Source organism: Lacrimispora sp. (assembly GCF_036758025.1).
Taxonomy (GTDB): Bacteria; Bacillota; Clostridia; order Lachnospirales; family Lachnospiraceae; genus Lacrimispora.
Map to the genome: position 1 here is coordinate 90,082 of NZ_DAIOXM010000009.1, position 13,728 is coordinate 103,809.

Here is a 13,728-nt window from a genome sequence, read left to right on the forward strand (position 1 = left end):
GGCGCCTTTTATGTCAAAAAATAAACAATCTTGTGCCGTTGGAATCATAGCAGAATACAATCCATTTCACAACGGACATGCCTATCATATCAAAAAAGCAAAGGAACTGACCAAGGCTGATTACTGCATTGTAGCCATGAGCGGCGACTTTGTCCAAAGGGGAGCCCCGGCCATTTATGACAAGCACACCAGGGCAGCCATGGCCTTATGCTGCGGAGCCGATCTGGTGCTGGAAATTCCCTCTCTCTTCGCTTCCAGCAGTGCGGAAGACTTTGCCGCCTGCGGAGTGGCCCTCCTAGACGGCCTGGGAGTAACCAATTCCCTTTGCTTCGGAAGCGAATGCGGTGATGTGGAAAAACTTTCCGGAATTGCTTCTATTTTAGCCACAGAACCTGCCTCTTATACAGAACACTTAAAAAAGGCCCTAAAAAGCGGCGCTACCTTCCCGGAAGCGAGAAACCACGGGCTCATTGCCAGCGGAGTGTTACAGGCGGAGGATGCCCATATTCTGGCCTCTCCCAACAACATCCTGGGAATTGAATACTGCAAGGCCCTGCACCGTCAGAAAAGCTCCATGACCCCTGTCACCATATCCCGGAAAGGCATGGGCTACCACGATACCGGCCTTACGGAAGGCATCTACGGCTCAGCTACCGGCATCCGGAAGGCCCTGAAAGAGAGTTCCGGGCTCTTAACAGCCGAAAACCCGATCCTGGCCCAGGTTCCTGAACCCGTAAAAGAGATGATGAAACAGGGCTTCCCCATGTTTCCCCAGGATTTAAGCGTGCTGTTAAATACGTCCTTATTGCGTCTGGCCCAGGAAGGAATCCCATATAAAAATTACGCCGATGTTTCCGAAGAACTGGCAGCCAGAATCCAGGGACAGCTTCCTGATTACCTCCCTTTTGAGGAAAAGATCAGCAGCTTAAAAACCAGGCAATACACCTATACCCGAATCAGCAGAGCCCTCCTTCACATCATACTGGGGGGCACCTCGGACAAGGTCCGGACAGGCCGGAAGGCCGGATATGCCCCTTATGCCAGGGTCCTGGGCTTTAAAAAGGCTTCCTCTGGACTTATGGGAGAAATAAAAATGAGAGGGAGAATCCCTCTCATTACAAAAACAGCCGACGCAGGAATGATCTTAAAAGGAGAAGCCTTGTCTATGCTTCAGCATGATTTTTACTGCTCCCATATCTATCAGACCCTTGTTCAGGACAAGTACCATATAAAACAGAACAATGAATTTACCCAGCCCCTCATCATCCTATGACGAGGGGTTTAAAAATTCCTGTATCCTTTTTTTGTATAAAGGGAAGCGGGATTTGGGAACCACAATTCCCTGTTCCCACATCGCAAGAAGCTGGTCAAAGGTGACGAACTTGGCATCCACCACTTCCTCTTCCTGAATCACCACATCTTCCATTCCCACCTTCTGCCTGGTGATATAAGTATCGATAAACCGCTCCTCCTGGCGGATGGAATGAATCAGAATCAGATCTTCCTTTTCCACCCTGATTCCAGTCTCTTCCTCAAGCTCTCTTACAGCTCCTTCCAGACTGGTCTCTCCTGCCTGAACAGAGCCTCCGGTGCACTCCCACATCAATCCATGGGCCTTGTCCGGATGCCTTTTGGTCAGAAGAATCTCCTGCTTATCATTAATCAGCCAGACATCGGAAATCAAGTGGTACTCCCCTTCCCCAAGGGGAACTCCTCTTACATGAGTCCGCTCCATGCTCTCCTTGTTTTCATCGTAAAGATCCCAAAGCTCCATAAGCCATACCTCCTGCCATAAATATTATTACTATGGTTAAAAGTTGGTTCCGTTCCAGCCCCAATGCTCGGCTTCCTCGTACTTTATATAAATCTTATCCTGGGCAATGCCAAGAACTTCCTTATATATTCTGCTGATCTCAGCGGTCAGAAGGTCATAGTCCCGTTTTGAGGCACGTCCGAATATTTTCACTTCAATAAACGCTATTTTCGTGTTATTCTTTCCTTTAAAATAAAGAGAACACTCATCCTCAAAGCCAAGCATCAGCCAGCTTTCTGTCTTTCCAGGAATCAGGCTGATGGCATCCCCAAGCTTAGTCTTCAATATTTCTTTTTCTTCCTCTGACAAGGCCACATTTACTTTTGAATTGATATAGGGCATGGCAATTTCCTCCTTAGAATTTCTTTCTATCATACCATAGAAGGCAGAAAAATACTATCCCTGTTATTCCTCTGGTAAAAGTCCTGCAAGGGTCTGCTCCGTATGAAGAAATTTCAAAATCTCCTCAATCTCCCTGCGGTTGTCCTTTTTCCCGCCCTGCTTTACCGCCCGGATCAGAAGGTTCTTAGGCGTATGTTCCATATCGATGAACTCCAGAATCTGAGTACGGTAGCCCTGATTTTCCAGAATTTCGGCTCTCAAAGCATCGGTATAAAGAGCTGCCATCCGCTCCTTAATAATCCCGTATTGTAAAACCGGGGCCAGAAGCTGGTTTTCTATCTGCTTATTCAGTTCATGCTGACAGCAGGGAACGGATAAGATGACGGAAGCATCCCATTTCATTGCTTTTGCCAAAGCATAATCCGTAGCAGTGTCACAGGCGTGAAGGGTCACAACCATATCCACCTGATCCACTCCTTCATAGGAAGCAATGTCACCGTGATAAAAATTCAGTTTGTCATACCCATATTCCCGGCTTAAATAATTGCACCGGTCAATGACCGTCTGCTTTAAATCCAGGCCGATAATACGGATGGTGTAGCCCTTCAGCTCATGAAGATAATAATACATGGCAAAGGTGAGATAAGACTTTCCGCATCCAAAATCAATAATCACATTTTCCCTGTTCTTATGAAGCTTGGGAAGGATGTCCTCGATAAATTCCAGAAAGCGGTTGATCTGGCGGAATTTATCATACCGTGACTTTACAATTTTCCCCTCCTGCGTCATAACTCCAAGATCCACCAGAAAAGGTACCGGTCTTCCTTCTTCTAATATATACTGCTTCTGCCTGTTGTGGTCACTGACCAGAGGGGCTGCTGAAATCTTAGGCTGCTGCCGCTTTACTTTCATGCTTAAGGCTCCTTTTTTGCTTATGAGTGCCCTCACCTGCCCTTTCCCTGACTCCAGCTCCATCTGACGCAGCTTCCCGTCAAGTAAATCCGCCATGTAAGCGGCACACTCTGAGGACTTGAAATTCTTGTGAAATGCCTGGTTTCCCACCAGTTCCTCAGCCTGGAAAACCAGCTCTCCCCGCAGCAAAAGCGGGCGCACCTTTACCTTGGATACGCCCTGCTTGTCGATGGGATTGCTGATTACAATACGAAGAAGGTTTTCATCCAGGAATTCCTCTCCTATCTGAATTAACTGTTCTCTTTCCTTTTGTTCCATTGAATCAGACAATTCCTTTCTTTTTAATTTTCCACATCAATCCAGCTGGCCCGCAAAAGCTCCGGATAAGGCTCCAGATGGGAGTAATCATTAAACCGTTCCACAAAGAAACGCCTCGGCTCCTTCTTCCATTGCACCTGGGTAATGCTGGAATTTTCAAGGGAATTTCCCAGTATGCGGTAATGTTTCGGCTCCATATGAAGAAATGCCGTGACCATGGCACGGATCAGTCCTCCATGAGTCACCACAGCTACGTTTTCATAGCCGCTTTCTGCAATCTCCTCAAACACAGGCATAGCCCGCCGGATCACATCTCCTGCGCACTCGCCTCCCGGATAAGGAAGATCCGTCTCCAGCTTTTCCTGCTCCTTTTTAAAATCAGCAAACTTAAGGGCAATCTCATCGTCTGACAGCCCTTCCATTTCCCCAAAGGAAATCTCTTTAAGCTCCGGCCTTATGATATGAGGTGCATTCCAGAAACGGTTTGCCTCCTTAGCAGTTTCCACCGCCCGGATGAGAGAACTGGAATAGACTGCATCAATGTTCCTGTCCTCCAGCCGCTTTCCAACCAGAACACTCTGGCGCCGTCCTTCCTCAGACAGGGATACATTTACGCAGCAAAGCTTGCTGCACTGCCGTCCGTGACGGATCAGATAAATATTCATCCTCTGTATTCTCCCTGTATCCCTTAATTCTTAAAGCTGTGAATAGGAGCCGGAATCCGTCCGCCTCTGGACACAAACTTTTCGCAGGAAAACTGGTTGACCGGCATAACAGGAGCATAGCCTAAAAGGCCTCCGAATTCTACCGTCTCTCCCACTGACTTTCCAATAACAGGGATGATGCGGACAGCGGTTGTCTTCTGGTTTATCATACCGATAGCAGATTCATCGGCAATAATTCCTGCAATGGTGGAAGCCGTGGTATCTCCCGGAACAGCGATCATATCAAGTCCTACGGAGCAGACACATGTCATTGCTTCCAGCTTTTCTAAATTGAGAGCCCCTGCAATGACGGCATCGATCATTCCCTGGTCCTCGCTGACCGGAATAAAAGCGCCGCTTAAGCCGCCTACATAGGAAGAGGCCATGACCCCGCCCTTTTTCACCTGATCATTTAACAAGGCAAGGGCAGCGGTGGTTCCCGGTGCTCCCACCCGTTCCAGGCCGATTTCTTCCAGAATTTCCGCCACACTGTCTCCTACGGCAGGAGTGGGGGCAAGGGATAAGTCAATGATTCCAAAGGGAACATTCAACCGTTTTGACGCTTCCTGTGCTACAAGCTGTCCCACACGGGTGATTTTAAACGCAGTTCTCTTTATGGTTTCACAGAGCACGCCAAAGTCTTTTCCGCGGGCTGCTTCAATGGCGGTCTTTACCACTCCGGGACCGCTGACACCTACGTTGATGATGGCATCTGCCTCTGTGACACCATGGAAAGCACCTGCCATAAAGGGATTGTCGTCAGGCGCATTGCAGAAAACCACCAGCTTTGCGCAGCCAAGGGAATCCCGTTCCCTGGTGGCCTCTGCTGTCTTTAAAACGATTTCTCCCATAAGGGCCACTGCATCCATGTTGATTCCTGTCTTGGTGGAACCTACGTTGACAGAGCTGCACACACGCTCTGTGCAGGAAAGGGCCTGGGGGATGGAACAGATTAAATTCTTATCCGCAGCGGTCATTCCCTTGCTCACCAAAGCTGAGTATCCGCCGATAAAGTTTACTCCAACTTCTTTTGCCGCCTTGTCAAGGGTGGCAGCAATGGTCACAAAGTCCTCAGGAGTTTTGCAGGCTGCGCCTCCCACCATGGCAATGGGGGTGACGGAAATTCTCTTATTTACAATGGGAATTCCAAAATCCCGTTCAATTTCCTTTCCGACTGCCACCAGATTTTTGGCAACTGTGGTGATTTTACGATAAATCTTTTCATTGACCGCATTTAAATCGCTGTCACAGCAGTCTAAAAGGCTGATGCCCATGGTAATGGTACGCACATCAAGCCTCTCCTGCTCAATCATTTTATTTGTCTCATTTACTTCAAATATGTTCAGCATATGGGAAACCCTTCCTTTTCTTAAGCCTGGCTGTTATTAGATGCGGTGCATGCTGGTGAAGATTTCCTCACGCTGGCATTTTACCTTAACACCAATTTCATCTCCCAGCCGCTCCAGCTCATCGGCGATCTCCCCGAAAGGCCTTGCTGCATCATTCATGTCTACAATCATCATCATATTAAAAAATCCCTGTACAATTGTCTGGGAAATGTCCAGGATATTCACCTGGCTGTCTGCCAGATGAGTACAGATCTTTGCAATGATTCCCACGGTGTCTTTTCCAACTACGGTTATAATCGTTCTGTTCATTGTATTTCTCCTCTTTTATACAGTGATAATTTCTGACATCTGATCCCTTTTTGCAACGGCTATGGAAAAATCTGATGCCTTAAAGGGATGGTCTCCCTCGGTGATTTCCAGCTTTACAGTTTCGTAAGCCAGCTCTTCATAGTTATTTTCCTTGCTTAAATGTCCAAGCAGGATTTTCTTTAAGTTCTCATGGAGAATACAGCACAACAGCCTGCCAGCATTCTCATTGGAAAGGTGCCCGTGATCTCCCAGGATACGGCGCTTTAAGTAATAGGGGTATGGGCCTGCCTGCAGCATGTTTACATCGTGGTTAGACTCTAAAAGCACTGCATCAAGACCTTGAAGGTGGTCAATGATATACTGGTCAAAATGCCCCATATCCGTGGCAACTGCAACGGACTTGTGGTCGTGCTGTATCCGGTAAGCCACTGGATTTGCCGCATCGTGGTCAATGGAAAACGGCTTTACTTCCAAGTCTCCTAAAAAGAATCCCACATCAGGACAGATGGAGCAGAACAATTCCTTTGGATATTCTCCAAGATATTTCTGCTTTGAGATTTCTTCTAAAGTCTCCCTTGTTCCGTATATGGGAACGCCGTATTTCCTTGCCAGTACCCCCAGCCCTTTTGTATGGTCCGAGTGTTCATGGGTGATCACAATTCCGGTCAGCTCGCTTCCCTTCACTCCGATTTCATTTAATCCCTGTTCGATCCGTTTGTTGCTGATCCCGGCATCCACCAGGATGTGGGTAGTATCAGAACCCACATAAATGCAGTTTCCGCTGCTTCCGCTTGCAATACTTACCAGTCTCATATTCTCCTCTTTTCTGTTTCCAGCCCGCTGGGTTTTCTCATCCCAACACATCTTCCCTTTTTCCAAGAAGCTTCTCCAATTGGCCCCTCACCCCTTCTATGGAGCCGTCATTTTCAATCACCCTGTCACAGAGGGATAAGAACACTTTCTCAGAAGCCTGGCTTGCCATCATGCTTTCTGAGCGTTCCTTCGTATACCCTCTGTTTTCTGCCAGACGACGGACCCGGTTTTCTTCCGATGCACGGACATACCAGATCTCATCGCAGCAGTCTTTGGCTTCTTTGTCCATAATTGCAAATTCTATCACAATAAGTTCCGCTTGGGAAGCATAAATTTTATCTTTCACTGTTTTCCATACCATGGGATGAATCATGGAGTCCACAGTTTTCCTGTCTTTTTCATCTGTAAAAATGCGGGCAGCCAAAAGCTGGCGGTCAATGCTTCCGTCCGGCTTTAAAAAGCTGTTTCCCAAAGCATCAACCACCGCTGTATAGCCCTTTTCTCCCGGTTCCATCAGCCTGCGGGCGACTTCATCGGTCTCAATGGTTTCCGCCCCGAACTCCCTGGAAAGAATCCCAAGAACCAGACTTTTTCCGGCTCCCACACCTCCGGTCAATCCAATCACTCTCACTATATCCAGCCCCTTACTTGGCGTCAAACCAGGAATCTCCCACATTGGCCTCTACCTCCAGGGATACTTCCAGCTCAGCCGCATTCTTCATTTCTTCCACCAGAAGCTTCTGAACCTGGGGTAACTCTTCTTTATAGGCTTCCACCAGAAGTTCATCGTGAACCTGAAGGACGATACGGGATTTAAGCCCCTGGTCCTTTAACGCCTGATCCACCCGGATCATGGCAATCTTTATGATATCAGCCGCAGTTCCCTGAATAGGAGAATTCATCGCCACCCGCTCTCCAAAGGAACGCTGCATAAAGTTTGTAGATTTCAGTTCCGGAACCGGACGGCGTCTGCCAAACATGCTGACTGCATAGCCCTGTTCCTTTGCCTTATTTACCAGCCCGTCTAAAAATGCTTTCACTCCCGGGTAAGTTTCAAAATACCTATCAATATACTCTCCTGCTTCTTTTCTGGTAATGCTCAAGCCTTCACTTAGGCCAAAGGAGCTGATTCCATAGACAATACCGAAGTTTACCGCCTTTGCATTCCTTCTCTGGAGAGAAGTCACCTGGTCGAGAGGCACGTGAAATACCTCTGAGGCTGTAATGGCATGAATATCCTCTGCCTTTTTATATGCATTAATAAGCCTCTGATCCCCTGACATATGGGCAAGTACCCTCAGCTCAATCTGGGAATAATCCGCATCCACGAATACACAACCCTCTTTTGGAACAAATACCTTCCGGATCTCCCTTCCCAGTTCCATCCGCACAGGAATGTTCTGAAGGTTAGGCTCTGTACTGCTGATCCTTCCGGTGGCTGCTATGGTCTGGTTAAAGGTACCGTGAATCCTCTCATCAGGACCGATATAGGCAGCCAGGCCGTCAGCATAGGTGGAATTCAGCTTTGTAAGCTGCCTGTAGTCCAGAATCAGCCTGACCACCGGATAATCAGGAGCCAGCTTCTCCAGCACATCGGCGGCAGTGGAATAACCGGTTTTTGTTTTCTTGCCTCCGGTAAGCTTCATATGATCAAAAAGCACCTCACCAAGCTGTTTGGGAGAGTTGATATTAAAGTTTTCTCCTGTTTCCTGGTGTATTTTTTCTTCCAGTTCCTTAATCCGTACCTTTAAACGGTCTCCGTATTCCTTTAACCGTTCCCGCTCCACCTGGATTCCCGCTTCTTCCATATGAAACAGGCTGTAAACCAGAGGCATGTCAATTTCATAAAATAAAGGCCCCATTCCTGCGCTTTCCAGCTCTTCTAAAAGCCGGTCTCCGCAGCGGAAGGCAACGTATGCCATATAGCAGGCACAGGTAACGGCATTTTCCCGATTTTCCTCAAATTCCTTTTTAAAGCTCTTCTTTCCAAGAAGGTCTGTTTTGGAAGGCAGGGACAAATCCAGATAATCCGCCGCCAGATCGTGATATTCATAAGAATCCCTGGAAGGATTCAGGAGATATCCTGCGATTCCAGCGTCAAACACAGGATTTTCCCGGGTGACATGTAAGCAGGGAAGTTGATTTTTCAATTGAAAAACGGTCACACGTTCTGCTTTTTGGCAGATTTCCCCAGCCTTTTCCGCCAGATATCCGGGCGTTAAAAAGCCCTGGGGAATCAGGCAGAAGCACTCTGTTTCACTTAAGCACAGGGACAGGGCCTGTACAGCCCTTTCCTCCACCACCAGTTGAAGCCCAAGGCGGCGGTCTGTACCGCATTTGGAAAACAGGGTTTCAGCCTCTGAAAGGTCTGTAATCACCTGGAAACGGGATTCTAAAGGAGCTTCCTCACTCATACCCTCTTCTTCAAAGGGATTTCCCTCCGTATCAGATACACTGGTAAAAAAGTGTTCTGTAAGAGCTGCTTCATAATTCAGGCTTACCTGAGCGTCGTCACGCAAATCAGTGTCTTTTTCCTTCTGTCTTATTTGCCCCTGCCGGTCAGAAAGGATTTCCCTGATTCTCTGGGATTCCACTTCCTCAAGATGGGCATAGAGATTGTCCAGACTTTGATACTGTTTTGTCAATCTCCCGGCAGTTTTGTCACCGATTCCCCACTCTCCGGAAAGAGCCAGAACGACCTTTAAATTTTCAGGCTCCACACCGTATTCCGCCATAATGGCCTCCGGAGACCAGGACATAAATTCCAGCCCTTCTTCCTGAGGTGCGGGAATCCTGATTATCACATGTTCCCCTGCGGCCTGAAGCAGCTTCCTGTCTCCTGACAGGATCACAACCTCTCCATCCTCCTGACAGCTCTTTAAAAGAGATGCTATGATATCAGAAGAACCATATCCTTCCTTTTCAAAAATGGGAATTCCCATATCAGCCAGAAACTCCTTTAGAAGTTCCTCCTGCTTTAAAAGTTCTCCCGGCACTGCTGTTTTTTCCTTTCGGGAATGAAAGGCTGCAGCCAAATGTTCCGCTCCTTCCCCTTCCATCACCTGTAAAACCAAACTTCGGACGCCTGCGGCGCCATTGGCAGGAAGATCGTAAAAGGCTCTTTCCAGTAAGCTGCTTCCGTCTATTAATATTACATTTTTTCTGCTCATACGTTCTCCTATCATAGTAAGCCCAACTGCAGCCATATCCGGCACTGCAGAAGGACAGTAATAATTAATGCCATTATGCTTAAAGTGGATACCGCATACTTGGCAATTTTTATCAGTCTTATGGCTTGAAGACGCTGGCTTGAATGCTCCAATGCAGCCTCCAATGCTCCTTTTATATTGTAATTTCCTGTTTCAGACTCCAACTGTCTGATGCCGGCCTCCACTGTGAAATAAATTTCCAGCTCCTCTCGGCAGTCCGGACAGGTTTCCAAGTGTTCCAGAAACTCCCTGAGTTCTTCATCTGTCAGCTCATCCCTGATGTATGGCATGACCAGGCGTTCCGCTTCCTTACATGTCATAGTCCAGACTCTCCCTTCATTCCTATCTTTTCCTATCATACAATATATTCTGCCTATTTTCAATTTAATAATCACAAAAAAACGCTTGCAAAATGGAAAATCCTATGATAGAATAATGAACGTTGTAAGAAATCCGAGTTAAGCCGATGTGGCGGAATGGCAGACGCACTTGACTCAAAATCAAGCGGATAACCTCCGTGCCGGTTCGAGTCCGGCCATCGGCATCAGAAAAGACATATCTTTCTTTAAAGGAAAGATATGTCTTTTTTATATTTCCCATTAAAGAATACAATACTGAACATATAGCCCTGTCTTTACATACTATGCTAACAGCATAAAATGCAGCAATTTAAGGAGGGTTCTACATGAGACGTTGTGTGCAACTGGAAAAGGCCGCCGAACAGGTCAGCAATGAAAGTTCCCTGCCTCCCCTGATTTTTCAATTACCCCCGGAACAGGGGCGTGAAAGGCTGAATCAGGCACAAGATACTCCCGTATTTAAATATCCGGCATTCATCTGCACCGTGCAGGTGGATACAGGAAAATATGGTAAGGTAGCCCTGAACTATATCCGGCCGAAAAATCTTGTGGGAATACCAAACGTTATTTATTTCATACACGGCGCAGGCTGGGTTTTCGGTAATCTACATACACATGACAAGCTGGTCCGGGAATTGGCGGCACGTACGAATTCAGTGGTTTTGTTTCCGGAGTACAGCCTTTCTCCCGAGGCGAAATACCCCACTGCCATCGAACAGTGTTACTTTATCCTTCAGAACATTCCCGCTATTGCGGAGTACATGAACTGGCAGCTTAATCTGAATACTCTGACCGTGTCCGGCGATAGTGTGGGCGGAAATATGGCGACCGTTATGACGATTCTCTCCAAATACAGGAACGGCCCCAAAATACATAAGCAGCTCCTTTACTACCCCGTTACAGATGCAGCTTTTAATACTGGTTCATACTGGGAATTTGCCTGTGATTACTATCTTTACCGGGCAGGAATGATGTGGTTCTGGGATCAATATACCTCGTCTGACAGGCAGCGCTGTGAAATTACAGCATCGCCGCTGTGTGCGACACCGGAACAACTCTGCGGCCTGCCTGACACAATGATCTTAACCGGCGAAGCTGATGTACTCAGAGATGAAGGAGAAGCCTATGCCAGAAAGCTCAGAGCCGCGGGAGTTGATGTTACAGCAATGCGCTTCCAGGCGATTATACACGATTTCGTGATGCTTAATGCACTTGATACCACTGCGGCCTGCCGTGCCGCAATGGATGTCTCGACGGAATGGATTAACCGAAAAAACTGCATACAGAATACAGAGTAAGGGTGATGCAAAAGTTAGCATTGCGGACCCCCAATATATCTATACCTGCTTAGAGTTACATTCCCGTTTCTTGTATGAATCACATGATACTATGTGTTTTTTTCAATAGAATCAGTAAAATTTCAGCTGTGATGAATTAATGATAGTTCTTGCGAATCCAGAAAAAATATGATATTGTATAGTCATATATAATCCATAAATGGATAAAGGTTTTGGAAAGCACTGAAACGGAGGGGCATTATGACAGATATGGAAATGCTTAAAAGTATTTATGAAAATATGATAGACATGAAAGATGATATTCACATTCTAAAAACCGATATGAAAGAGGCTAAAGAAGATATTCATACTCTCAAAATTGATATGAAAGATACAAAAAAGGATGTCCGGTCTCTGCAGCTTACACTGGAAAATGAAACCAACCGCAATATCCAAATTATTGCCGAAGGCCATGCCTTATTAAACCGCCGTCTGGATGAAGCTCTGAAAGTTGAAAGCGAAAAAGAGATGTTATTAATCCGGGTTAACAGAATGGAAAACGATCTTCGAAAATTAAAGGAACAGATCGAAGAAACAGCATAAAATATAGAGAGCAGCCCTGCGGTTCATCGAAACCATGAGGCTGCTTTCTTATTTCAATCTCTTTTATTAAACTCTGGACATATATTCGCCTGTACGGGTATCGATCTTGATCTTATCTCCCTGCTCAACAAATAAAGGAACGTACACAACTGCTCCTGTTTCAACAGTAGCAGGCTTGGTAGCGCCCTGAGCTGTGTCGCCCTTAAAGCCTGGCTCTGTGTCTGTAATTACCAGTTCTACAAACAAAGGAGGCTCTACGGAATATACTTTGCCGTTGTAAGAACAAACCTTAACTGTTTCATTTTCCTTTACAAACTTCAGTGCATCTCCGATTACCTCTGCTGCCAATGCTACCTGCTCATAGCTGCTGGTATCCATAAAGTTGTGAAGATCACCGTCAGCATACAGATACTGCATGTCCACTCTGTCGATTCTTGCCTGTGGGAACTTCTCTGTAGGGCGGAAAGTACGCTCCTGAATACCGCCGTTTACCACATCCCTAATTTTAGTTCTTACAAATGCAGCACCTTTTCCAGGTTTTACATGCTGAAACTCCATAATCTGATATACGGTACCGTCAATTTCCAGCGTGATACCGTTTCTAAAATCACCCGCTGATATCATAAATGATATTCCTCCTTGAATTCTCTTGTAAACCTTTTATATTCTATACTATAACAAACGCATTTTCAACTGTTTTTTGCAAATACAGACCTTTTATCTCTCTTTTTTCAGGTTCTGTGATCATTTTTCCGTCAGATAATCCATAGCCAAAGCATAGCCCTTCAGCCCCAGACCCACCACTTGTCCGGTGCATACAGGCGCTGTCACAGATACGTGACGGAACTCTTCCCGCTTGTGGACATTGGAAATATGAACTTCAATTTTCGGTATTTCAACAGAACCGAGAGCATCCCGCAGCGCATAGCTGTAATGGGTAAATGCACCGGGATTGATGATGATTCCCTGGGTTCCATTGTGATGGGCTTCCTGAATCTTATCAATGAGCCCGCCTTCATAATTGCTCTGATAAGCCTCCAGCTCATGACCTTCCTGTTCTGCCTTTTCTTTCAGCATCTGAACCAGGCTTTCATAATTTTCTGTTCCATAGATGCCTTTTTCACGAATCCCAAGAAAATTCAGATTGGGTCCGTTGAGCACAAGAATTTTCATATGTTATTTCTGCCTTTCTTCTGATTTGTATATCCTTTTCTTACCGCCGTTTTTTATCCCTATGGTAAAAATACAGCACAATTGCCTCCAGAAAACGCTTCAGCACGATCTGGATTTCCTCCTTAGGGTGTATGGGCCTTACTAGAATGCTGTGGATTCCAACCCGTTTGGCTCCGAAGACATCGGTAAAAAGCTGGTCGCCCACAAATACTGTATGACCAACATCAGTCCCCATCTGCTCCATGGCCTTTTCATAGCCTTTTCTCCCCGGCTTGTTTCCTTTATAAATATAATTGGAACCGCCTATTGCCTGGGCAAAGGAAGACACTCTGGGTTCCTTGTTATTGGAAAGAAGGCAGGTTTCCAGGCCAATATTCCGCAGCCGTGAAAACAGCTTCTTTGCCCTGTCATCGGCAGGTACACCATGAGGGACCAAAGTATTGTCAACATCAAAAATCACACCCCTGATTCCCTTGTCATACAGAGCTTCATAAGGTATGTCATAAGCGGAAACCGCTTCTTCATCCGGATAAAATATTTTAAACAT

The 13,728-nt window shown here is 46.4% G+C and carries 16 protein-coding genes and 1 tRNA gene; 4 read left to right on the plus strand and 13 right to left on the minus strand.

Translation table 11 applies throughout. The features are described 5' to 3' along the window. Window positions 1–10: 10 nt before the first annotated feature. Window positions 11–1,273, plus strand: a complete 1,263-nt coding sequence (locus V7M78_RS09800; protein WP_333648928.1) for a tRNA(Met) cytidine acetate ligase — start codon at window positions 11–13, stop codon at window positions 1,271–1,273. On the opposite strand, the gene V7M78_RS09805 is transcribed toward V7M78_RS09800, so the two are convergent. The 10 genes from V7M78_RS09805 to V7M78_RS09850 all read right to left on the minus strand — a co-directional run bounded on the left by V7M78_RS09805 (window position 1,268) and on the right by V7M78_RS09850 (window position 10,089). Further along, complete coding sequence (locus V7M78_RS09805) at window positions 1,268–1,774, minus strand: NUDIX hydrolase (RefSeq protein WP_333648930.1); 507 nt, start codon at window positions 1,772–1,774, stop codon at window positions 1,268–1,270. The two genes, V7M78_RS09800 and V7M78_RS09805, sit on opposite strands and share 6 nt — an antisense overlap. A 36-nt stretch (window positions 1,775–1,810) precedes the next feature. After that, entirely contained in the window at window positions 1,811–2,155 is a 345-nt protein-coding gene (locus V7M78_RS09810; protein ID WP_333648932.1) for a phenylpyruvate tautomerase MIF-related protein, read from the minus strand. Between the two features lie 63 nt (window positions 2,156–2,218). Then, window positions 2,219–3,385: a class I SAM-dependent methyltransferase gene (locus V7M78_RS09815; RefSeq protein ID WP_333648934.1), complete on the minus strand. Its 1,167-nt coding sequence runs from the start codon at window positions 3,383–3,385 to the stop codon at window positions 2,219–2,221. Between the two features lie 23 nt (window positions 3,386–3,408). Beyond that, a complete protein-coding gene (locus tag V7M78_RS09820) occupies window positions 3,409–4,050 on the minus strand; it encodes a histidine phosphatase family protein (RefSeq protein WP_333648935.1) in 642 nt (213 codons plus the stop codon). A 23-nt stretch (window positions 4,051–4,073) separates the two neighbouring features. Next, window positions 4,074–5,438, minus strand: a complete 1,365-nt coding sequence (locus tag V7M78_RS09825) for a PFL family protein (RefSeq protein ID WP_333648937.1) — start codon at window positions 5,436–5,438, stop codon at window positions 4,074–4,076. Between the two features lie 36 nt (window positions 5,439–5,474). Next, the gene (locus tag V7M78_RS09830; RefSeq protein WP_333648939.1) at window positions 5,475–5,747 is read right to left on the minus strand and encodes an ACT domain-containing protein; all 273 of its coding nucleotides are present in this window, start codon (window positions 5,745–5,747) and stop codon (window positions 5,475–5,477) included. A gap of 15 nt (window positions 5,748–5,762) precedes the next feature. Next, window positions 5,763–6,560, minus strand: coding sequence for an MBL fold metallo-hydrolase (locus tag V7M78_RS09835; protein WP_333648941.1), 798 nt, complete (start codon window positions 6,558–6,560; stop codon window positions 5,763–5,765). A 37-nt stretch (window positions 6,561–6,597) separates the two neighbouring features. After that, complete coding sequence (gene coaE, locus V7M78_RS09840; RefSeq protein WP_333648943.1) at window positions 6,598–7,236, minus strand: dephospho-CoA kinase; 639 nt, start codon at window positions 7,234–7,236, stop codon at window positions 6,598–6,600. Continuing rightward, window positions 7,205–9,730: a DNA polymerase I gene (polA, locus tag V7M78_RS09845; protein ID WP_333648945.1), complete on the minus strand. Its 2,526-nt coding sequence runs from the start codon at window positions 9,728–9,730 to the stop codon at window positions 7,205–7,207. The genes coaE and polA overlap by 32 nt, the downstream gene beginning before the upstream one ends. 11 nt (window positions 9,731–9,741) lie before the next feature. Further along, the gene (locus V7M78_RS09850) at window positions 9,742–10,089 is read right to left on the minus strand and encodes an anti-sigma factor family protein (protein WP_333648947.1); all 348 of its coding nucleotides are present in this window, start codon (window positions 10,087–10,089) and stop codon (window positions 9,742–9,744) included. A gap of 142 nt (window positions 10,090–10,231) precedes the next feature. On the opposite strand from V7M78_RS09850, the gene V7M78_RS09855 reads away from it, so the two are divergent. From V7M78_RS09855 to V7M78_RS09865, 3 genes are all read left to right on the plus strand, one after another. Continuing rightward, a tRNA-Leu gene (locus tag V7M78_RS09855) sits at window positions 10,232–10,313 on the plus strand. A gap of 141 nt (window positions 10,314–10,454) precedes the next feature. After that, window positions 10,455–11,426: an alpha/beta hydrolase gene (locus V7M78_RS09860; RefSeq protein WP_333648949.1), complete on the plus strand. Its 972-nt coding sequence runs from the start codon at window positions 10,455–10,457 to the stop codon at window positions 11,424–11,426. A 240-nt stretch (window positions 11,427–11,666) separates the two neighbouring features. Further along, on the plus strand, window positions 11,667–12,008 hold the full coding sequence (locus tag V7M78_RS09865) for a hypothetical protein (protein WP_333648951.1): 342 nt from the start codon (window positions 11,667–11,669) through the stop codon (window positions 12,006–12,008). A 66-nt stretch (window positions 12,009–12,074) separates the two neighbouring features. Here V7M78_RS09865 and efp read toward each other — a convergent pair whose 3' ends face one another. From efp to V7M78_RS09880, 3 genes are all read right to left on the minus strand, one after another. After that, on the minus strand, window positions 12,075–12,632 hold the full coding sequence (gene efp / locus V7M78_RS09870) for an elongation factor P (protein ID WP_333648953.1): 558 nt from the start codon (window positions 12,630–12,632) through the stop codon (window positions 12,075–12,077). A 120-nt stretch (window positions 12,633–12,752) separates the two neighbouring features. Beyond that, on the minus strand, window positions 12,753–13,181 hold the full coding sequence (gene aroQ, locus V7M78_RS09875; protein WP_333648955.1) for a type II 3-dehydroquinate dehydratase: 429 nt from the start codon (window positions 13,179–13,181) through the stop codon (window positions 12,753–12,755). A 40-nt stretch (window positions 13,182–13,221) separates the two neighbouring features. Next, window positions 13,222–13,728, minus strand: a complete 507-nt coding sequence (locus V7M78_RS09880) for a YqeG family HAD IIIA-type phosphatase (protein ID WP_333648957.1) — start codon at window positions 13,726–13,728, stop codon at window positions 13,222–13,224.

Coding starts and splice junctions, on each gene's coding strand:
- efp (WP_333648953.1), bottom strand. CDS start 12,632: ATGATATCAGCGGGTGATTTTAGAAACGGTATCACGCTGGAAATTGAC.
- V7M78_RS09825 (WP_333648937.1), bottom strand. CDS start 5,438: ATGCTGAACATATTTGAAGTAAATGAGACAAATAAAATGATTGAGCAG.
- V7M78_RS09835 (WP_333648941.1), bottom strand. CDS start 6,560: ATGAGACTGGTAAGTATTGCAAGCGGAAGCAGCGGAAACTGCATTTAT.
- V7M78_RS09850 (WP_333648947.1), bottom strand. CDS start 10,089: ATGACATGTAAGGAAGCGGAACGCCTGGTCATGCCATACATCAGGGAT.
- V7M78_RS09805 (WP_333648930.1), bottom strand. CDS start 1,774: ATGGAGCTTTGGGATCTTTACGATGAAAACAAGGAGAGCATGGAGCGG.
- V7M78_RS09860 (WP_333648949.1), top strand. CDS start 10,455: ATGAGACGTTGTGTGCAACTGGAAAAGGCCGCCGAACAGGTCAGCAAT.
- V7M78_RS09820 (WP_333648935.1), bottom strand. CDS start 4,050: ATGAATATTTATCTGATCCGTCACGGACGGCAGTGCAGCAAGCTTTGC.
- aroQ (WP_333648955.1), bottom strand. CDS start 13,181: ATGAAAATTCTTGTGCTCAACGGACCCAATCTGAATTTTCTTGGGATT.
- polA (WP_333648945.1), bottom strand. CDS start 9,730: ATGAGCAGAAAAAATGTAATATTAATAGACGGAAGCAGCTTACTGGAA.
- V7M78_RS09810 (WP_333648932.1), bottom strand. CDS start 2,155: ATGCCCTATATCAATTCAAAAGTAAATGTGGCCTTGTCAGAGGAAGAA.
- V7M78_RS09865 (WP_333648951.1), top strand. CDS start 11,667: ATGACAGATATGGAAATGCTTAAAAGTATTTATGAAAATATGATAGAC.
- V7M78_RS09800 (WP_333648928.1), top strand. CDS start 11: ATGTCAAAAAATAAACAATCTTGTGCCGTTGGAATCATAGCAGAATAC.
- V7M78_RS09880 (WP_333648957.1), bottom strand. CDS start 13,728: ATGTTTAAAATATTTTATCCGGATGAAGAAGCGGTTTCCGCTTATGAC.
- coaE (WP_333648943.1), bottom strand. CDS start 7,236: ATGTGGGAGATTCCTGGTTTGACGCCAAGTAAGGGGCTGGATATAGTG.
- V7M78_RS09830 (WP_333648939.1), bottom strand. CDS start 5,747: ATGAACAGAACGATTATAACCGTAGTTGGAAAAGACACCGTGGGAATC.
- V7M78_RS09815 (WP_333648934.1), bottom strand. CDS start 3,385: ATGGAACAAAAGGAAAGAGAACAGTTAATTCAGATAGGAGAGGAATTC.